We start from the raw sequence: 20,606 nt of genomic DNA on the forward strand, positions 1-20,606 counted from the left end.
CCTTGAATGTATTTCCGTAACGCGCCAACTTGTTCTCTCTTTATCGCCCCCAGATTCCAATTTTATCCAGGCGACAACCATTGTGACGCGGGGGGTAAGGGCGACGTACCGCGCGCGGAAGCCGTCAGAAAGAATCAAGAGCGGGATGGGGGAAAGGTAGCTAACAAGCCGGGAACCATGGTGATGCGTGACGCGTTCTCATTCGAGATCACGCCCGACACTGAGAACCTTTAGAGGATTCAAATGAATATGACGACTTACCCCATCTATCTCGTTGGCGGCAGTAAGGGCGGCGTGGGCAAGAGCTTTGTTGCGCTCGCGCTGGTCGATTATCTGCTGCGGCGAGATATTCATGCGGCGCTGGTGGAAACCGATACCTCCAATCCGGACGTGATGAAAGCAGTTCAGGATGAGATGCATTGCATCGCATACAACCTGGACGATGCAAACGGCTGGATCGGTCTCGTCAATTTCTGCGATGAGCAACGGGACGCTGCAATCGTCATCAACACGGCGGCGCGAAGCCAGACGGGTGTCGAGCAGTTCGGCGCGACACTGGCCGGTGCGCTTGGCGAGCTTCGGCGCCAGCTTGTTGTCCTGTGGGTGATCAACCGGCAACGCGACAGCCTTGAACTGTTGAACGCTTTCAGCCGGACGTTCCCGGACGCCGTAACGAATGTCGTGCGCAACGGCTACTTCGGTCCGGCTGACAAGTTCACGCTGTATCAGGGATCGCAGCTCCGCCGTTCCATCGAAACGCGCGGTCATTCGCTGGACTTTCCCGATCTCGCGGATCGCGTTGCCGACGAGCTTCGCAGTCACCGCATGTCGATCCGCAAGGCAGCGGAGACGATGCATATCGGAGAACGGGTCGAATTGTTGCGTTGGCGTTCGTTGTGCGATGCCATGTTCGCCAAGGTGACGGCCAATGCGTAACGGGCGGGCGAAGTCGCCTGATGTGCTCGCCCGTCTGTTCTTCGACGCCACGGGCGAGGTGCCCGACGACGCCAGCCTCCTACGCATACGCCGAGTATCCAGCACCCTGAAACTGCGCGACAACGATGCGCTATGGTCCGTCATCGCCGTGCTCGAATACTACGCACGGTTATATGAGGCGATACCTGAGCGTATCCGGCGGGCCGGTGATGGCAGCTTCGACGCGGTGCGTCGGGAGGCCGAGGCGGCAAATGATGCGCTGATGCGCCAGCATCGGGACGCGCTCGCGCGTTGCAAGGCGACGATCCAGTTGGCCGAGGACATGACCCGGGAGCACGAAGCGAGGTACCAGGCCGCGCTGGCAAAACTCAGCGAAGCATCGATAACTGTGCTCGCAGACCGAATGGCCAATCGGGTCGCGGGGATTGCCTGCAACCGTTTCATCGGTGCGGCGGCGGTGGCGGCGCGGGATCAGCGGACGCGGATGGACGGGGCGGTCGGCCTGTTCGAGCGAGCCATAGCGGAAGCGGCAACACGGGCACAAGCGAGCATCGAAGTGACCGAGGGGCGTTTGACTCGCACACTGCGTCGTTTATTGATCGTCGCGGCCTGCCTGCTTGTGACGCTGGTCGCTGCCGCATTCTGGGTGGGCGAGCATGCCCGGTAAACGATATGCCCCGCCTACGCGCGAACGCAGGCGGGGGAGTGGGTTATCACGCGATGTGCTGCACGGTTTCCGCCGTCGTGACGCTGGCGGAGGTCGGGAAGGGCCATGCCGGGAGGTTGTTGTCTGCCTCTGCGGTGCCGGTTGCGGGAGCAGGTTCCGGAGAACCTGCCTCATTTGCTTCGACTTTCTGCGGGTTCTCCGAATCATCCTCGTCGGCCTCATCGTCCGGGTCGTTCATCACGCCGAGGGCGCGAATCGACGGAACTTCCCGATCGGTGAGCATTTCCGGGAGCCATGCGGATTTTGCCAGTCGCATTTCGGCAGAGGCGGCGGCATCGCCTTTCTTCATCTTGCTGAGGTCGAGGGCGATCTTGGGCGAAACCGCCTGCATGGCGATGTCCACGATGCGCGTCTTGCTGACGTGATCGAAATACGAGGCGCGGGTCGGCGTCCAATACCGGGTCATGTCGAGTTGCAGCGCATTGCTCAGGGCATTGACGGCGTGTGGCCCCTCCGTGCCGGTGACGCCGTCGAGCAGGGTGCCGGTGCAGAAGGCAAGCAGGTCGAGCAGTGTCGTGCCGGGGTCCTGCTTGATCAGCCACGGCAGCAGGTCGGCCAGTTTCCCGGGTAGTGTGGCGAGCCATTGCTGGCGTCTCACGTCGATGATGCCCCACGCCGTGCTGGCAGGCAGATCGTCGGCCGCCTTGAGCAGCAGATCATGGTTGCTGGTTGCGTTCAGTTCGAGATAGTCCCGGCTCGGGCCGACGCCGTACCGCTCGGGGAAGGCGACCGGCGTGAGCCGGAACAGCAGGGCGGCGAGGGCGACGGAAGGCTGCGCGATCAGTTCCGCGTGGACGGCGGCGGTACGATGGGCACTCAGGCGCTGGCAGAGCTTCGCGCTGTGGACCGGCTTGGCTTTCCGGTTTGCTTCCTTGAGCGCGGCGACGGCCTGTCCGACCGGGATTCCGCCTTCGCCGCGTCTATCATCACTTTCGCGGCGTACCAGACCGCGCTCGATGATCAGGTTGCCCTGCGGGTCGAGGATGACAAACGCGCCCGCTTCCGCGATCTGCTGCGCATCCCATGCCTGCGTGCGGATTTCCAGCGCCTGAATCGCGGCGGTCACTTCGTTCATTTCGGCTTCGAGCTTTTCGCCTTCCTCATAGGCATCCTCGTCGTCCTCTGCGAGCGCATCATACCGTTCAGTCAGTTCGTCCTGCCGTGCGGTCAGGGCATCCATCTCACGCTGCTCGTCCTCCGTATAGGGGCGGTCGAGCGGATGGAGTCTGCCGAAGCGGTTCAGTTCGAGCACGTCACGCTCGATGCGCGTCTCCGTCCAGTTCCACCCTTCGGCGCGGACAGCCTCCGCAGCGGCTTCGAGCTTTTCGCCTGCGAGACGCTGCAGCAGTTCGACATCGGCGATGAATCCGGCGTTTTCGGTGTCACTGAACAGATCGCGTCTCACGTACCCGCCTGCTGCCTCGTAGGCCGCGAGTCCGACGAAGCGCACCAGACGGCTGCGGCTCGCGTCGATTTCGGCTCGCGTGATCGCCTGCCGCAGATATTGCGGCGCGTGCTGCCAGTCGTTCGGCGCATCGAACCAGACGCGTTCCTGCGTTTCATGGTCGTCGGCCAGCGCGAGCGCGGCCAACTGGTCGAGGGTAATCCCATCCTCGCGCAGCAGGGCGAGCAGTTTGGGTGATACGTTGGCGAGCTTGAGACGCCGCTTGACCGTGATCGGCGCAGCAGAAAAGAGTGCCGCAATATAGTCCACGCTGCGACCTTCCTCGGCCAGCATCCTGAACGAGCGCAGCACATCGAACGGGTCGAGACCTTCGCGGTGACTGTTTTCGATCAGCGAAATGGCAAGGGCTTCCCCTTCGCTGACGATCCGCACAGGAACCGGGTAATCGTTCCCGATGCGCTTGTCTCCGTGCAGCAGGTCGAGTGCCGCATGGCGGCGCTGACCGGCGCAGACGCCGAGCTTGCGCTGCTTGCCACGCGATCCGCGCAGTTCATGTACGACGAGATTCTGCAACAGCCCCTTCGCTGCGATATTGTCCGCAAGACCCGGAATTCCGTTGAGTGGCTTCGTGCGCGCGTTGAGCGGGGAGCGACGCAGGCATGAATAGGGCACCGTGACAATCGGCTGCTCGTTGCCAAAATTGTTTTCGAGCAGGGGTGTTTCCGTGGCGTCGGTGGTTTCGACGGCTTGGGTGATGGTTTGGGCTTCCATGATTGGCTCCAGATAGAAAGAAAGGTCCCGGGTCGCACTTCACTGGATTCGATCAGGAACGGACTCGGATAGGATTCCTGATCGAATGAATGGAGGGATGCCTGTCGGCGCACCCCTCCGGTGAGGCTTACGCCTTCATCTGGCGCATGGCGTCAGCAAGCATCCACAGTGCGCGGTTCAGCTTCACGTTCTGGTCGATGCCGGTCACGGGCCGGGTGGACATCGCGCGCCCGCTTGCCGAGCGCCCGTGCAATCCGCCTTTCGTGAGGTTTTCCTGAACGCGGTTAAAGACCGTCCAGAGATCGTCGCGGCGATCCTCGAAGCGGCGCGGAGAGAGCAACTGGTTCTCGGTGATCGGCGCAGGGGCGGTGGCGTCGGTCGGGTCATACCGCAGGGCGAGCGCGGAGCGGGCAAAGACGGTTTGCTCGTCGCGGTTCAGGGTCACGGCCTGCATGCCGTCCTTCTGCTCGCGGATCAGGTCGAAGCCGTCGAGCACGTCGAATGCGCCGTTGATGACGTTCTGCACGATGTTGCCCTTGTGGGGCACGCGGACATCCCGGACGTTTTCGCCTGCGACCATGCCGTTCTGGCACACAAATCTCAGTATTCCGGCGAGCATCTGGTAACTGCTGGTGCCATCGTGCGAGTTCAGCAGCACGATTTCGTTGGCTTCGTCGCCGGTGATCGTGTCGGCGTGGCGAAGCCGGAGCATGTGTTTTGTGTATTCGCGCTTGCTCTGGTCGCGCACGCGGGTCTGGCAGACCATGAACGGCTCGAAACCTTCGTTACGCAGGCCGCGCAGCACGTCGATGGTGGGAATGTGGTGTAACGGTTCGAGCGGCTGCCGTGCTTGCCTTCGGCAAAGATGGACGGGGCGACATGGTGAATCTGATCGTCGGAAAGCGGCGCATTCGAGCGCAGGACCGGGGAACCGGGACGGAAAGAAGAGGCGAGTTGCATGGCAATCTCCAAAGCAAAGGGTTGAGGGCACTGACCGGGCGATGGGGTGTGTCCTGCCGTTGCGGCTGGGCACCTCCCGGTGGAACCCGGGGTTGGCTTTGCTGCCGCCAGGCTCCCTGGTTCGCGCCCGTGCGACTCAAGGAGCCGATAGCGGGCAGGTGTCAAGGAAAAAGGCGAGGGAGGGGTGCGGGCAACACGGTCCCTCGCCCCTTGATGCCTGCCCGCTATCGGCTACGGTCGCGGGGTGAGGGCGGGAACCTGGGAGCCAGGTGGATGCCAGGCTTCGGGGTAGACCTGGTGGGTGCTGGCCGCGCGGTGAGCGCGGCTGCGTGGCCGGACGGCCGCGCTGGAATAGAAGGTGGCGGGGTTGACTGCTGCGCCAGGGATTGATGTCCGACAGCGCCGAGACGCGGTACGGTAGACACCACACTCGCCGTCGAAGGCAACCCACCACCAGAAAAACATGAGATAATTAGATTAGTCCATTTTATATTTATATAAATCAGTTTCAAATCAACGACTTAATGAAATGCTGGACGAAATGAACGAAGTCCAATCAGATTTAGCCCAGTTGATCCGGCTGGCTCTTGCCGAACAGACCGAAGATGTGCGGCTGTTCGTAGCGAGGCTCGTGCGCAAATACCGTCATACCGATCCGGCGCTGGCCGAACAGATGGATCTTTACTTGCGCGCGAAGACGCCTCGAACGGGTGCCCCTCTACGCAAGGCTGCGCAGTCGACGGCGCCCGCGCAACCGTTGCCGGTTGACGATGAGTCGCGGCTTTCGCTGCTTAAAGTGTTCAAGGACACGCCAGACCGGGAGCAACCGTTGCTGTCGGTTGATCTCGAAGAGACTCTGAGTCAGTTGATCCAGGAGCGCCGGCAGGTGGAGCGTCTGGCGTCAATGGGGTTGAGTCCGACACGCTCTGCCATCTTTGTGGGACCGCCGGGCGTCGGCAAGACCCTGACCGCTCGATGGCTCGCCGCGCAACTGGGCGTGCCGCTGTATGTGCTCGACCTGACTGCCGTCATGAGCAGTCTGCTCGGACGCAGCGGCAGCAATCTGCGTACCGCACTCGATTTCGCGAAACGCAGCCCTTGCGTTCTGCTGCTCGATGAGATTGACGCTATTGCCAAACGTCGCAGCGACGACACCGACATCGGTGAATTGAAGCGCCTGGTCACCGTCATCCTGCAGGAAGTCGATGAATGGCCGGCGACCGGATTGCTATTGGCTGCCACGAACCACGCAGACCTGATCGATCCTGCGTTGTGGCGTCGCTTCGATCTGGTAATCAACTTCAAGACACCTGAGATGCCGGCCGTCAAGTCGGCGATCAAGCGGTTCCTGGGCCCTGACTATGCGTTGTTCGGGCGCTGGATCGACATCCTCACTTTCGCCTTCAACGGCGAATCATTCAGTGACATCGAGCGCGATCTCCAGCGTTTCCGCCGCGCAGTGGCGCTTGGCACCGCTTCCGATGCCGATCTCATTGAAGAGTTCATCAAGTCGCGTGCGCTTGTTCTCGATCGCCAACCGCGCATCGATCTGGCGGTGTTGCTGGCCAAGCAGACGCGCCTATCGCAGCACACGATTTCCGACATCACCGGCGTCAGCCGCGACACCATCCGTAAGTACACAAACGAGCAACTGTCCGCAGATAAGAACCCGAAAAGGAAATCTGACGCATGAGCCAAACGAACTTTCTAATCGGACGCGGCGAATTGCTGACTCACGATATCAAGGGCCCGAAGCGCATGCCGGGCAAGGCTGAGGTATACAGCTTTGAGCAAGCCACGCAGCGGCTGACGCCGCAGTTTTCCGAGACGACCACGGCACTCGATGCCTTGCCACAGGACGCCTGCCCTGGTGATTTCGGCGTTGCCCGGCTGACGATGAACCCGAGCTACATCGCGAGATCCTTCTTCCCGGTGGCAATGCTACGTACCGTCGGCTTGGAATCAGTTGGCAGCCGCACCGTGAAGGTGGTGCCCGATGGCTGGACGAAGAAGGGGACGCCGGAGGAGTGCACGACGACTGAACTGTTTGTCGCCGGTAAGCGTCAGGCATTCCGCAACCTCAAAGGATGGACTCAACAGATTGAACCTGAATCCGATGAAGCGCTGGACTTGGCGCATATCGAAAAGTTTTCGGTGTTTGCTCCCAAGGAACGCATCGCCGACTATGGTAGCGCGAAGGATCGCTTCTTCGAGGTCGGTATTCACCTGCTGCCTGAAAGCCGTACCTTCGTCCAGCAGGCCTTCGTGAAGTATGCCAAGGAGGTCGGCGTCAAAGTCCACAGTGATCTCGGTTTCACGGCAGGCAGCCTGTGGTTCGTACCGGTTGAAGGCAAACACGACCGCATTGAACGGCTCGCGCAATTCGTGTTCGTGCGGGTCATCCGTCCGGTTCCCAAGTTACGCGGCATGCGCCCCGTGCAGCGCGTGGGGGAAGTGTCGGTCGGCTGCAGCCTGCCGACCGAGCAACCATTATCGTCGGAACCGAAGGTTGCGATCCTCGATGGCGGTTTGCCGAAGCAGCATGCGATCGGTCCATGGTTGCGCTCCTATCGCATCCTCGACGAAGATGCCGAGGACGACCCAGCAGGCCTGGAGCATGGTCTGGCAGTCAGCTCCGCGTTCCTGTTTGGTCCCATCCAACCGGATGGCGCTGCGGCCCGTCCCTTCGCTTATGTAGATCACTTGCGCGTGCTAGACAAGGATGCTGACACTGAAGACCCCTTGGAACTCTACCGAACCCTCGGCTTCGTCGAACAGGTTCTGTTGTCGCGCCAGTATCAGTTCGTCAACCTCAGTCTCGGCCCAGATCTACCCATCGAAGACACCGACGTTCATGCCTGGACTTCGGTCATTGACGATCTGCTGAGCGACGGCGATACGCTGATGAGCGTGGCGATTGGCAACAATGGACAGATGGACCGCGCTTCGGGAAATGCTCGCGTCCAGGTCCCGTCGGACTCTGTGAATGCGCTGGCAGTCGGTGCCGCCAACAACACTGAAGCGAGCTGGGCTCGCGCGCCTTACAGCGCGATGGGTCCTGGCCGCAGTCCCGGCGTCGTCAAACCCGATTTGATGGCTTTCGGTGGTGACGCCGGCAACTATTTTCATGTGCTTTCGCCGGGCAAAAAAGCTCGGCTTTCGCCGCAACTCGGCACCAGTTTCGCTTCCCCCTACCTGTTGCGCAGTGCGGTCGGCATCCGCGCTATCCTCGGCGCTGAATTGACGCCTCTGGCGATCAAGGCACTCCTAGTGCATGCCGCGGACGCTGCGATGCACGACAAGCTCGAGGTGGGTTGGGGCAAAGTACCCGAGGATTTGATGAGCATCATCACCTGCCCGGAAGGGGTGGCGCGCATCGTCTATCAGGGCGAGCTGAAACCGGGCAAATACCTTCGCGCCTCGTTGCCGCTCCCGGTCGGCGGTTTGAAAGGCAGCATCCGCCTCAAGGCGACCTTTTGCTATGCCTCGCCAACTGATCCGCAGGATGCCGCCGCTTACACCCGCGCGGGCCTGGAAGTTGTTTTTCGTCCCAGTGACGAGAAAATTAAGGCGGGCAAGACCAACGCCGATACGAAGAGCTTCTTCGACATGAAGAAATACGCGACCGAGGAAGAACGGCGCTCCGACATGGGCAAATGGGAGACTGTGCTGCACAGCGCAAAGAACATGCGCGGCAGCACCCTCAACAATCCTGTCTTCGATATCCACTACAACGCGCGCGAAGCCGGCGGCCGGGCAGCCGGGGCCGAGAAGATTCGTTATGCGCTGATCATCACCGTCGAAGCTCCGAAGCATGCGGATCTTTACAACGAGATCCTGCGTGCCTACGCCAAGACGTTGGTACCAATTCAACCGCAGGTGTCGTTGCCGATCCGCATCTGATAGCACGGTGAGTGCGACGCTGGATCTTTCAGTATCAACTGGGCTGTTTATAACGGAGGCAGCGATGCCGGAACCGCTTAAACGAAAAAGAAAAGACGGTGTGCCGTACGAACGCCCTCCAGAAATCGAAGCCTCGCTCAGGAAGCTGGAGGCGGTCGATGTCGCAGAGCGGCTTCAGCAGTTTGCTATGCTGTCTAGGAAGAGTCCTGGATACGTGCCATCGGAAGCCTTGGTCTATTTCCTGCGGCGAGCCTGGGCTGAGGGAATGAGGGGAGATTTCGAAAAGATCTTTCGCATTCTGATGAAACGGATCGAGCAATCCCTGTGCTCGGCCATCCCCGAGTCACGCATAGCCGGCGCCCGAGGCATCCGTGAAGAGATCATGGAGCGGTTTGCGGAGCGCGTCGCCAAGGACTGTGGGGGGCGCATTGGTCCGCTCGACTTCTATGAGATCCGCTTCGACAAGGCATTCGCAGCCTTCCGCACGTCCGCGCTGCGCCAGATCGGCCCGTCAGTTGTAGACACGGTGCCATTGGGCACGGACAACGACGACGGCTTGGAGATTTCGGCTGAGGTGGAAGCGGCAGCCGCTGACTTTCTAGGCGGTGATCCTGAAAAACTTGATGATCCGGCTTTCCGGTTGGAGCTGACCGCTGCGATTGACCGTCTACCCGATGACCAGAAGCAGGTCATCGGGTTGCTCCTACAAGGATTCCAGATCGACTCAAAGGATAAAGATGTCATGACCATCGCACGCATTCTGCAGTGTGACGAAAGGACGGTTCGCAACCGTCGTGATCGTGCTTACAAGACGCTCATGGTCATTCTTCAACAGGAGAATGCAAAATGATTGCTGAACAACCGTCAAGTCGGAGTGAGGAAGAGGTTCTGCTTGCCTTTTCAATCGAACCGACGCATGACCGCAAGACGTTAGAGAAATATCTGACGGATTACCCGGAGCATGCGCAAGCGCTCATCGCCTGTTCGATTGAATTGATGGTGGATGCAACGCGTACTGACGAAGTTGTGGGAACGTCAGAGCAGGCGGTAGATCGGGCTTGGCAGCGATTTCAATCCGTTATTAACGAAACTAGAGGTTCGTCAGTCGCAAACCCTTTTGCCACGCTTAATCCGACCGCATTGCGATCGTTAGCGAAGAAACTCGACATCACTAATTTACTATTAATACGCCTGCGTGATCGTGCAATCGACGCAGCGACGATACCGCGCCGCTTTGTTCAGCGGCTCGCGACCGAGTTGGAGACAACGACAGATGCTGTCACGGACTATCTAAGAAATCCGCCGGCCATGGTTTCCGGGCACAGCTTCCGCTCGGCCGTGAAGCCCACGGTTACCGAACAGATTTCGTTTGAAAAAGCCGTCGAGACCTCGCAACTTACGCACGATCAGCAGCAAGCCCTCAAGGCGCTGCAGGATTAGTCATGGATGCGACCGAGGCGGCTCATCGAGAAGCAGAACACATCCATAGAACAGCGGTCGCGGCGGGTAACGATCCCTGGGCACTGCTCGACTTTGTCCGCCAGGAGGCGATCCGGAGAGAGCTGGACGTGTATGCGTTGCCAGCAGGGGATTCTCAACTCAAGGGTGGGCGAGCGACCTTCGATAGTCAGGCTGGGATCATTCTTTACGAAGACATTGGGTCCGAATTTGACCGCGCTTTCCTCATTGCCCATGAACTTGGGCACGTTGTCCTGGAAGGCGGAACTCAGGACGTTGTGACTGAGCACGTCGAACCGGATCGCTCTATGGAGGACGCTCCAGTCGGCATTGAAAAAGTGCTCGACTATGGTGCGCGGGAGCGGCGGGAGGTCCGCATGGATCTCTTTGCTCGCGAACTTCTCCTGCCGCGTACGATGGTCCGGCATCTCCATCTGCATGATGGCCGCTCTTCAACTGACATTGCGGCGCGACTTGGTGTCCCATTGCCGGTGGTTCAGCAGCAGCTTCTCGACGCGCTATTGTTGCCCGACGAGTCGTCGCTCGAACCAGTCGCCGTTTCCGCTTCAGCCTTGACCCCTGATCCGACCCAGGTCGCAGCGGCAAGCCATCGCAATAGTGCCTTCCAGCTACAGGCGGGACCAGGCACAGGTAAGACGCGAACGCTTGTACATCGTATCGAGAGCCTGCTTGCTGAAAGTGTCGACCCCACGTCCATCCTGGTTCTTACTTTCTCCAATAAGGCGGCCAATGAACTGAGCGAGCGGCTTGCTGCAAGCAACCCGGCAGCGGCAGCAGCAATGTGGATCGGTACGTTCCACGCTTTCGGCCTGGATATCGTTCGTCGCTTTCACGACAAGTTAGGGCTCCCGCCCGATCCACGCCTGATTGATAAGCCAGAAGCGATCGAACTGCTTGAAGACGAACTACCCCGGCTGCCGCTTCGTCACTATCGAAATCTGTGGGACCCGACGCTTGATCTCAGTGACATGCTCAATGCGATATCGCGAGCCAAGGACGAGGTTATAGATGCCGCAGCGTATCGCACCTTGGCTCAGGCCATGGCGAACAACGCCGGTCATGACGCAGAGGCAGTTAAACGCGCAGAGAAGTGCCTGGAGGTTGCGCTGCTGTTCGAGACTTATGAGCGGCTCACGGCAGCAAGGCAACTGATCGATTTCGGAGACCTGGTCGCGCAACCTGTACGGTTGGTCGAATCCGATGCTGAAGTGCGCGGTGCGTTGAAGGCGCGGCACCAGCATGTTCTCGTTGACGAGTACCAGGACGTCAACCGTGCGTCGGTGCGTCTGCTGAAAGCGATTGTAGGCGAAGGGCGAAATCTCTGGGTCGTGGGAGACGCGCGCCAGTCCATCTATCGGTTTCGTGGTGCGTCGGCTACCAACATGGCGCAGTTCTCTTCGGACTTCCCTGGTGCACAGGTGCGCCAGCTAGGCATTAACTATCGCTCGGGTCAGGAGGTCATCGAGGTATTCACTGCGTTTTCGGGCACGATGAAAGCATCGGGAGGCGCATTACCTCTGCAACTGGTGGCTAATCGCGGTGCCCTAAATACACGGGCGGAATTTCGGGTGGTCAAATCAACCGACGATGAAATATCGGCGGTAGCGGCTGCGATCCAGGAGCAGCACGACACGGGAGTTCCATTTCGCAGACAGGCGCTGCTCTGCGCATCTAACGCTCGCCTGGGCGAAATTGCCGAAGGCCTGGAGGCAAGAGGTATTCCAGTGTTGCACCTGGGCAACCTCTTTGAACGCCCGGAGATCAAGGATTTGCTTGCCTTGCTTTCGATGTTGTCGGACCCGTATGCGGCGGGCCTGATCAGAGCCGCCACGATGTCGTCGCACGAGATGCCGTTGCAGGATGTGATGCAAATCATCGGATATCTCAGAGAAAACAATGCTGCTCCTCTCGACTGGCGGCAGGTCGGCGCGAAGCTGCCAAACCTTACGACCGGAAGCCAGGCTGCGTTGACTCGCGTAGCGAACCTCTTTGCCGGCCTGAATCCGACGGGCAACCCTTGGACCATCCTGGTGACATGGGTGATAGACCGGTTAGGTATGGCAAAAACCCTGTATCTGGCAAACAATCCTCAAAGCCGGATGAAGGGGCTCGCGCTGTGGCAATTCCTCAACTTCTGCCGTCGCCAGCCAGCGGGAATCGGAATTCCGGGCGTGCGCCTGCTTGATCGGATTCGCCGTCTCCTCGTGCTCTCCGAGGATCGAGGTCTTCGGCAAATGCCGGGGGCTGCTGAAGGGATTGACGCTGTACGCCTGATGACGATCCACGGCAGCAAGGGTCTCGAGTTCGACATCGTGCATATTCCCGGCATGGTGACCTCCGGGTTACCACGCAACAACACCCCGCCGCGCTGCGTGCCCCCGGATGGCTTGATTCACGGTTCGCAGGGCTTGACCGGATTGGAGGCGGTCAAGGCGGGGCATGACGAAGAAGAGGAGTGCCTGTTTTTCGTAGCGCTATCGCGCGCCCGTGATCGGCTATTTCTCTATGCGTCCTCGGTTCAGTCCGATGGCAAGGTACGCAACCCTTCAAAATTCATTCTGGCAATCGATCGTCTGCTTGTCCGTCCAGTCAATCCGCCTCAGTGCGGCGGAGTGGCTACGCCAGCAACCGCCATGGATATGACTTGGGAGGAAAAGCCGGCCTGGACCGAGAACCAGATCAACCTGTTTGAAAGATGCCCGCGACGGTTTCTGTACACGCACGTGCTCAAGCTCGGCGGGCGTCGTACGGAAACAGCTTTCATGAAGATGCACAACGTCGTCAGCGACGTGTTCGAGTGGCTGAAAACGGCCCACGAAACGACGACCCCGAGCGAAGCCGAACTCGACACACGCTTTGAGGAGGCATGGCAGGTGAAGGGCGCAGTGGATCATGGGTATGCTGATGACTATCGGCGCATCGGTCGCCGCCTGGTTGCCTACCTCGTCGAAACGCGAAGCACTGGCGTCCGCTCTCCGGTCGCGCCGCTTTCGCTCGGTTGGGCCGAGGGTGACATTTTCGTCAGGCCGGATAGTATTACCCGTGGTGGCCAAGGGCAAGTCGTGGTCGGGCGGGTCAAGACCGGCAAACCACGGTCGAATGCTTTTGACGATATCGAATACACCATTCTTCATCTCGCCGCGGTGCAGGCTTATGGCGGTCAAGCGCAGGTCGAGGTAACTTTCCTGACCAGCGAGACCACGGTGCCCATGTCGATCTCGGCGAAGAAACTTGAGGCACGACGACAGAAAGTTCAGAACATCGTTCAAAGCGTCCGCTCCGGCGACTTTCCGCCCAAGGCAGAAGCGCGCGCCTGTCCGCGCTGCCCCAGTTTCTTCATTTGTGGCGATCTGCCGGGTGGCGCCGTGACAATAAAAAAATCGTAGGCAGCTTTCCGGTTCAGAAATGGGCTGCGATTAACTGACTGAAGGCCAGAAACCTGCACTCCCGCAGCGGCCAACAGAAAGGTAATCATATGCAAACTGATGCTAATAACGGCGATAAGCGGATTCATGACGAAGATGGTGGCGGCGCAGCCCACTACATCATCGAAATCGCCGATCAAACCCTGACTTATCGGCAGGTCCGTATCGAGGACCCCACCCCAACCGGCGGGCAACTCGTCGTTGCCGCCGGCTTCAAGTCGGTTGATGATGTCAGTGTGCTGCAGGCCTTGCCTGACGGTGAACTGCAGGACATCCGCCCCACGGAAACCGTGGATCTGCGCCGGACGGAACGGCGCTTCGTTATCGTCGAGAGCGATCGCGCCTACCGGCTTACTATCGATGGCCAGCGTTTCGATTGGCCCTGCCGCATTGTCTCGGGAGGACTCTTGCGCAAGCTTGGGCAAGTACCTGCCGACAGGGCGATCTACTTCGAACGGCACGATCAATCGGATCGCCTCTTGGGCGAACACGATCTTGTCGATCTCAACGCTGCAGGGGTCGAAGCGTTCGTTAGCCGCAAGCGCGTGTGGAAGCTGAACGTGCAGGGCGTGTTGCTGGAGCTTCCCGCGCCGACTATTGTGGTGCGCGAAGCGCTGGTCCAGGCAGGGTTCAACCCGGATCAAGGCTGGCAGATTTTCCTCAAGATCGCCGGGCAGCCGAAGCAGCCTGTCCAGCTCGCCACCGAAATCGATCTGCGTACTCCGGGCATCGAAAAGCTCCGGCTCACGCCGAAGGACGTCAACAACGGCGAGGGGCCGGCAAACCCTTGCCGGGCGTTCGCTCTGCTCGGCATCGACGAAGCACATCTCGATCGCCTCGGCCTGAGGTGGGAAACCATTATTGAAGCCAATCGGCGCTGGCTTCTCCTCCACGACTATCCACTGCCGACCGGCTATACCGTCACCGAAACGAAATTGGCATTGGAGATCCCGCCCACCTATCCGGGCGCACAGATCTATGGCTTTTATGCCTACCCGCCGCTCGCGTTGGCTTGCGGGCGGACAATCGACAGGACTCAGCTTCGTGGAGTTGTGCTCGGCGCCGAATATCACGGCTGGTCCCGATACCGCGGCCCGGCGGCGCCTTGGAATCCTGCCACGGACAACGTGGTGACCCAGCTCACCCTGGTCGATGCGGCACTATCCAAGGAGGTAGGAGAATGATTTTCGAAACAACTTTGGCCTTCAGCGGTGCCGTACATGCCGAAGTGAAGAACCATCTCTTTCCGGGGGACGGACTGGAGGCGGCCGCCATCCTGATTTGTACGCGTACACCTAGCCCGCGACTCCGTCTCCTGGTCCGGGATGCCGTCCTTGTACCGCATATCGTCTGCAGGAACCGACAACGTGATGCGATCACCTGGTCAGGGGAATACTTGGAGCAGGCAATCGATGTAGCCGAGCCCGACGGCTGTATTGTGATCCTTATCCATTCGCATCCCGGCGGTCTTCTTGCGTTCTCAGTCGCGGACGATGAAAGCGACCGACGGGTGATTCCCAGCTTGTTTCATGCGTTCGGTGACTTGCATGGTTCAGCGGTCATGACAAAAGACGGCGCGATTCGTGCGCGCCTCTACGATTCTGGCCTTCACGAGCAACCGATTGATCTCGTTACCGTCTCCGGTGACGATTTGCGCTATTGGTGGGCGGACAGTGTTATCAACCATGGTTTCAGGAATCGGCCCGTCGCGTTCACCAGCGGCATGACTACCGAACTGGGCCGGCTTTCCGCCTTGGTGATCGGTGCGTCCGGAACTGGGTCGATCGTCGCAGAGCAGCTTGCTCGTCTGGGATTTGGTCGCATTCAGGCAGTCGATTTTGACCGGGTCGAATTGAAGAATCTGAACCGGATTCTCAACTCTAGCCGCGCCGACGCCGATGCTAGTCGCCTGAAGGTCGAGGTGTTTGCTGAAGCGGTGAATGGCTATCGCGGTGAAGGTGTCGCCATTCCGGTACCGGCTTCGATCACGACTCGGGATGCAGTGCTTGCGGCTGCTGATTGTGATGTTGTCTTCTGTTGCGTTGATACCCTGGAGGCTCGGCATATCGCTGACCTGATTGCGGCGGCATTCCTGCTGCCGCTGTTCGATGTTGGCGTGGTGATTCCTGTGCGGAAAAAGGAAGATACGTTCGCGATCGCCGACGTGTGCGGGCGCATCGATTATGTTCAGCCTGGCGGCTCCACCCTCCGGGATCGCGGCATCTATACGCCGGAGAGCTTGCGTGGTGAATATCTCCGGAACGTGGCGCCCGAGGCACATCAGCAAGAATTCGAAGCCGGCTATCTTAGGGGCCTTGTCGACGAAGCGCCGGCGGTAATTACGCTCAATATGCGTGCAGCCTCCGCCTGCGTAAACGAGTTCATAGCGCGTGCATATCCTTTCAGGCTGGAGCCTAACGGCCTTTATGCGCGCACAGAGTTTAGCCTCGCAGCCTGTGAGGAGGAATATTCCGCCGAGACGGCTTTTACGCGTACATCGAATCCCATTCTTGCGCGCGGTAGTGCAGAGCCGCTGCTGGGCATGCCGATGCTCAAAGGACCCGGGCGATGATGAATGCGACGAATATACGAAAATGGTGGCGTAACGCGCTGGCGCGCATTAGACCGCGTCGCCGGCTGCGTGTCATTGAGGGTGACAGCTTGCCCTCTCGACTGCCCAGACGTGACCTGATCCTTATGCGTGACGATGGCGAGGATTGGTGCGTTGGGATGCGTTGCCCCTGCGGTTGCGGGCATGCAATCGAGCTATTGGTTGTTGCGGAGGGCAGGCCTCGCTGGGACATTGAAGTCGATGCAAACGGTGCACCCACGCTTAAACCATCGGTCTGGATGCAAAGGGGTTGTCGTTCTCATTTCTGGGTGCGCGAAGGCCGTATTCACTGGTGCTAAGGTCGCTGGAGAAGGGCGCATTCGCGACGGGTGGAAAACGAAAGGAGCGGTCGGCCTCAGCTAAGGTGTCGATGTATAGATGTGGTCAATCCAAGAAGCGCATGCAGTCACCACCTGCAACGCCATGCCTGGTGAGTGAATGTCCGAAGTGCCGTGGGACAATCCGTTGCGCAACGCGATGAGGGCTTCAATCGGATCCATCAACGCGGGAGCGCCAGAGGTGATGGAAGGGAGGACACCTGCTTTGCGGGCTCGATCCACGAGATTCCGCAGCGTTCCGCGCGAAGCTCGGCCGTGACCATTGAGCCTATGCTTTAAGGCTAACTCGAAGGAGCCGAAAGCTTGTACCTCGCCGACCACAAAGAGATCATAGTCGAAGAACGCGTAAATCATCGTGTTGCGTGCGCGGTCGAACGAGTCCCTTACCTCGGAAGGTACTGTAGCTGTCAGCACAATACCCGCGAGTGTTTGATGGTGATCCGCTAGTATCATCGGACGTGCAAGGCCGTTTTCGACAACGCAAAGATCGGCGAAGCGCGGATCGGGCCGCATAACAGAGTCGATTGGTTTGAAGGGCATGGGTTCAGTCTGACTCAGACGAGTGTTTAACCGACGAGAAGGAACACATATACATGCAAGAGTCGCTCACACGAGAAATTGGCCTTTTGCGAACGCTCGCTACACATCTTGAGGGGCGACCGCTGCCATTTGAAAGCTTGACACAAGAACTGTTGCGGCGGGAAGGTCTTGGACATGTACGCCAGAAGGCTGGTGGTATTATTGCCATTCGAGTGCCCGGGCATCACGCGTTCACCGAGCTTACCGATTGCCTTTTGGATCGCCTTCCCGGGATGGAGCGTGGTGCCATCTACGTGGACATCCAGACCGAGCTGTTTAGTTTCATTGAAGACTATGTCGGCCGTGATCCATCGACCGTCGGAAGCAAGGATGCCGAGGCTGTCGTTGCACATTTTGAGAAATGGTTTGCCGATAAGGCGTCGCCCCGGCGTGTTTTCGTGCCGTGTGTAATCAGTCGAACACCTGCGCCACGCTTCGAGATTGGACCTGTCACATTCGAATTTATCGATCGTGTTGCGACCAGCAGTTTCTACCCGCGCGGCGGTGAAGACGCGGCGTTGGATCGACAGGGATTCGACGACCTAGTACGATGGATGCAAGAGCAAGACGCCGATTGGCTGGCACGCGTTTCCGTCGATGGTTGCGAGCAAAAGCGTGCCGAAGAAATAGCCGAGCTTGCAGTCGATCTTGTGATCGTGGGGCTGCAGCTTGCGGCTCCCTATCTGGACACGCGCACTATGGCGCGACTCGATGCTCGGCGAGGAACGTCGCAAAAACGCACCTTGTCAGAAGCCGACGGTTACCATAACGCTGGCTGGACACGCAAAGAGCCCGGAATGGCAATTGGCCAAGGCACGCTGCCTGATATTTTGCAAAAGGCCGCACCCATCTTTGTAGCCGTCGGGAATGTAGTGCGTTCATTTGCTGCTGGTTCGTTTCGTCTGCCGGCGCTTGAGCGAGCTTGGTGTGACGCTGCCTATTGGTTCCATCAAGCTTTGGCTGAATCCATCGATACTATTGCGATAGCAAAACTTGAAACAGCTTTGGAAGTATTGCTCCGCGCGGAAAGCAGCAAGGGCAGCGAGCGGCGCATGTTTGAGATTTTGAGCGCTTTCTTTGGCCTGGGGCCAGACGATCCCATTACGCCAGGATCTCCGCTAACTGCGCGGCAATTTGCGCGCAATGTTGTTCGCGACCGCTCCCGAATCCTACATGGGACGTGGTCGACGCTTAACGCTCGCGGTATTGATCGGTCAGGCATGGAAGGCTTCGTGGTTACGGTTCTCCGGACGGCTGTGATTGAACTTGAGGCGTACATTCATTCCGCAGGTCGTGCGGATGACATCGACGAATTTCTCAAGTGGGTGGAACTGCGTAGAACGACATCTGTACCCGCGAACATCTAATCGTGCCATCGCGTCGAAGGGTTGCGCTATGAGGTTCCCAAGCACACGCTGTGCTTGAACCGGACAGTTTGAGTTGAGGATCGCAGCACGTAGAGTGTATTAGGACAGCGTTAAATGGGTGCGTACACCGCCGGCATCGATGACGGTATCGTTCTTCGCAAGTCGCCCTAAACTACCTTTTTTGATGTTTTTTTGATTGAGCGGTGTTTAACTTCCAGTGCCGTCCGACCAAAGCCATCAAGTGCTAGGCACAAGTTTCGGTATCGCTGACGGTATTGGAGCTACACGATCGGGCGAAAACGCCGTCGCCACAAGGGTTGAGCTTCACGATTGACAATCGAGTGGGAATTGTGGGCCTCGGCTCGGTTTCGGTAAATGGTCGGGGCCAGCCGGGTGCGAGCTTCGAGACGTTTGAGAAACGCGAGAAGATGGCCATGACGCCACCGAGTCAGCCATGGCGCCGCCGGTGTTCTGCAAGCTAGGGTTCGTCGATTTTTCGCTGATGACCTCACATCCCCGGAGCTTGTTTGTTTACAAGCAATTTCAGTTTGCCGCGCCCCCTGGCGGTGTTGTTGTACATAGTCCGTCGATGTAGTCCGCCCACTCTTGCATCACGTGGCGACGGTCATCGTCAAAGGTTGTTCTGTCGTAGGCCTTCTGTACGTCACCTCGTTTCGCGTGTGCGAGTTGCGCTTCGAGAACATCGATGTCGATGCCAAGCCGCTCCCTGCCAACGGTTCGCAGCATACCGCGGAACCCATGAGTTGCATGTTTTCCTTGGAACCCCATGTCGCGCAAAGCCTTGCTTAACGCGTCTCGGTGCAAATGCGGCGTCTTCTGGCGGGCGGGCGACGGAAACACATAGTGCCCGCGGCCTGTGAGCGACTGTAATTCGCCGAGCAACGCAACCGCCTGTTTAGGTAACGGCACGATATGGTCGTGGCGCATCTTCATCCGGCTGGCGGGGATATGCCACTCGCCCGCGTCAAGATCGATTTCGTCCCACGGTGCGGTCGCCACTACTCCGGGACGTAGGCCAGTGAGCATGGTCAGCTTTAGAGCTGCCCTCGTGATTGGCGACTGGTATGTATTGATGGCCTGCACGAGCGGGACGATTTCGGTGGGCTTCGTAATCGCCGGTATGTGACCTTTCTCGTGTCGCGGGATGACGCCGCGCAGCGACAACGGAATACCGTCCTCTCTCAGGCTATGGTGGATCGCGTAGGTTACGATGCCGCCGACGTATTGGCGCGCCTTGGTTGCGAGGTTGGGGGCATGCGCCGCTATTGCTTCCAACACCGGCTTGACTTCCGATGTAGCGAGCGTCGAGATGGGCTTGTTGCGTAGTGGCGGGATCAGGTATTGCCGAACTACGAATTCCGCTTTGCGATAGGTCTCGTCGGCCCACTCCTTCCGTTTGAAGGCGAGCCAATTCTCGGCGACGAGGTGGAACGCCCCTTCTGCGACCCGTTTGCGTGCGGCAGATTCCGCCCTGCGGTGCTCGACGGGATCAGTACCCTCTCGTACGAGGCTCCGAGCGATCACGGCAGACTTGCGCGCGTCGACGAGCGCAACCTCAGGGTAGGGGCCGAGGCTGAGAAAGTTTTCCTTCCCAGTGCCCGGGCGGCGATAGCGGAGCAGCCAAGTCTTGCTCCCGTCCGGCCAGACGCGCAGAGCGAGCCCATTCCCGTCGGTGAGCAGATAGGGGCGCTCGCGCGGTTTGGCGACGCGAAAGACCACCTCGGACTTCGGTTCGACGCGTTTAGGCATGACCCGGCACCTCGATTCCGCGTATACGCAAGTGTATACGCAAAAATCGTCGATGCCACCGGAACTCGACAGTCGTCCGCGGAAACAAAAAACCCCGTAAGACCATGATCTTACGGGGTTTCTCGGACTACATCGGCTTACGCCGGAACTACTGATGGTGCCCAGGAGAGGACTCGAACCTCCACGGTGTTGCCACCGCTAGGACCTGAACCTAGTGCGTCTACCAATTCCGCCACCTGGGCACGTCTTCAAGCTAGACCGCTAGTTTAGCAAGATGATTAAGTTTGTCAATTTCTGCTTCAAACAAACTTGCTTTTCTCATCCGCCCGGTTGAA

14 protein-coding genes, 1 tRNA gene and 1 pseudogene are annotated in these 20,606 nt (G+C 59.0%); 11 read left to right on the plus strand and 5 right to left on the minus strand.

Annotated features, from left to right (window positions below):
- Positions 1-243: 243 nt before the first annotated feature.
- Both HDG39_RS03275 and HDG39_RS03280 read left to right on the plus strand, forming a co-directional pair.
- The gene (locus HDG39_RS03275) at positions 244-936 is read left to right on the plus strand and encodes a nucleotide-binding protein (protein WP_184003245.1); all 693 of its coding nucleotides are present in this window, start codon (positions 244-246) and stop codon (positions 934-936) included.
- Entirely contained in the window at positions 929-1,603 is a 675-nt protein-coding gene (locus HDG39_RS03280; RefSeq protein ID WP_184003247.1) for a hypothetical protein, read from the plus strand. Before HDG39_RS03275 ends, HDG39_RS03280 begins: the two co-directional genes overlap by 8 nt.
- Before the next feature lie 46 nt (positions 1,604-1,649).
- Here the strand turns inward: HDG39_RS03280 and HDG39_RS03285 are convergent, their stop codons facing one another.
- Positions 1,650-3,839 carry a ParB/RepB/Spo0J family partition protein gene (locus HDG39_RS03285; RefSeq protein ID WP_184003249.1) on the minus strand — a complete coding sequence of 730 codons (2,190 nt, stop codon included), beginning with the start codon at positions 3,837-3,839 and terminating at the stop codon, positions 1,650-1,652.
- A gap of 127 nt (positions 3,840-3,966) precedes the next feature.
- A pseudogene (locus HDG39_RS03290) lies at positions 3,967-4,799 on the minus strand (DUF932 domain-containing protein).
- A gap of 529 nt (positions 4,800-5,328) precedes the next feature.
- Between HDG39_RS03290 and HDG39_RS03295 the strand changes: the two are divergent.
- The 8 genes from HDG39_RS03295 to HDG39_RS36015 all read left to right on the plus strand — a co-directional run bounded on the left by HDG39_RS03295 (position 5,329) and on the right by HDG39_RS36015 (position 16,516).
- Positions 5,329-6,492, plus strand: a complete 1,164-nt coding sequence (locus HDG39_RS03295; RefSeq protein WP_184003251.1) for an AAA family ATPase — start codon at positions 5,329-5,331, stop codon at positions 6,490-6,492.
- On the plus strand, positions 6,489-8,702 hold the full coding sequence (locus HDG39_RS03300; protein ID WP_184003253.1) for a S8 family peptidase: 2,214 nt from the start codon (positions 6,489-6,491) through the stop codon (positions 8,700-8,702). Before HDG39_RS03295 ends, HDG39_RS03300 begins: the two co-directional genes overlap by 4 nt.
- Before the next feature lie 64 nt (positions 8,703-8,766).
- A complete protein-coding gene (locus HDG39_RS03305; protein ID WP_184003255.1) occupies positions 8,767-9,552 on the plus strand; it encodes an RNA polymerase sigma factor in 786 nt (261 codons plus the stop codon).
- Positions 9,549-10,142: a hypothetical protein gene (locus HDG39_RS03310; RefSeq protein ID WP_184003257.1), complete on the plus strand. Its 594-nt coding sequence runs from the start codon at positions 9,549-9,551 to the stop codon at positions 10,140-10,142. The genes HDG39_RS03305 and HDG39_RS03310 overlap by 4 nt, the downstream gene beginning before the upstream one ends.
- 2 nt (positions 10,143-10,144) lie before the next feature.
- A complete protein-coding gene (locus HDG39_RS03315) occupies positions 10,145-13,567 on the plus strand; it encodes a UvrD-helicase domain-containing protein (protein WP_184003259.1) in 3,423 nt (1,140 codons plus the stop codon).
- A gap of 89 nt (positions 13,568-13,656) precedes the next feature.
- Entirely contained in the window at positions 13,657-14,790 is a 1,134-nt protein-coding gene (locus tag HDG39_RS03320) for a multiubiquitin domain-containing protein (protein WP_184003261.1), read from the plus strand.
- On the plus strand, positions 14,787-16,178 hold the full coding sequence (locus tag HDG39_RS03325; RefSeq protein WP_184003263.1) for a ThiF family adenylyltransferase: 1,392 nt from the start codon (positions 14,787-14,789) through the stop codon (positions 16,176-16,178). The genes HDG39_RS03320 and HDG39_RS03325 overlap by 4 nt, the downstream gene beginning before the upstream one ends.
- Positions 16,178-16,516, plus strand: coding sequence for a ubiquitination-like system serine protease family protein (locus HDG39_RS36015; RefSeq protein WP_221305621.1), 339 nt, complete (start codon positions 16,178-16,180; stop codon positions 16,514-16,516). Before HDG39_RS03325 ends, HDG39_RS36015 begins: the two co-directional genes overlap by 1 nt.
- A 60-nt stretch (positions 16,517-16,576) precedes the next feature.
- Here HDG39_RS36015 and HDG39_RS03330 read toward each other — a convergent pair whose 3' ends face one another.
- On the minus strand, positions 16,577-17,095 hold the full coding sequence (locus HDG39_RS03330; protein ID WP_184003265.1) for a hypothetical protein: 519 nt from the start codon (positions 17,093-17,095) through the stop codon (positions 16,577-16,579).
- A gap of 53 nt (positions 17,096-17,148) precedes the next feature.
- Here HDG39_RS03330 and HDG39_RS03335 point away from each other — a divergent pair, with 53 nt between their 5' ends.
- Positions 17,149-18,501 carry a hypothetical protein gene (locus HDG39_RS03335; protein ID WP_184003267.1) on the plus strand — a complete coding sequence of 451 codons (1,353 nt, stop codon included), beginning with the start codon at positions 17,149-17,151 and terminating at the stop codon, positions 18,499-18,501.
- 543 nt (positions 18,502-19,044) lie between these two features.
- On the opposite strand, the gene HDG39_RS03340 is transcribed toward HDG39_RS03335, so the two are convergent.
- A complete protein-coding gene (locus HDG39_RS03340; RefSeq protein ID WP_184003269.1) occupies positions 19,045-20,271 on the minus strand; it encodes a tyrosine-type recombinase/integrase in 1,227 nt (408 codons plus the stop codon).
- Between the two features lie 155 nt (positions 20,272-20,426).
- Positions 20,427-20,513, minus strand: a tRNA-Leu gene (locus HDG39_RS03345).
- Positions 20,514-20,606: the final 93 nt, after the last annotated feature.

Source organism: Paraburkholderia lebeckiae, assembly GCF_014201005.1.
Lineage (GTDB): Bacteria > Pseudomonadota > Gammaproteobacteria > Burkholderiales > Burkholderiaceae > Paraburkholderia > Paraburkholderia tuberum.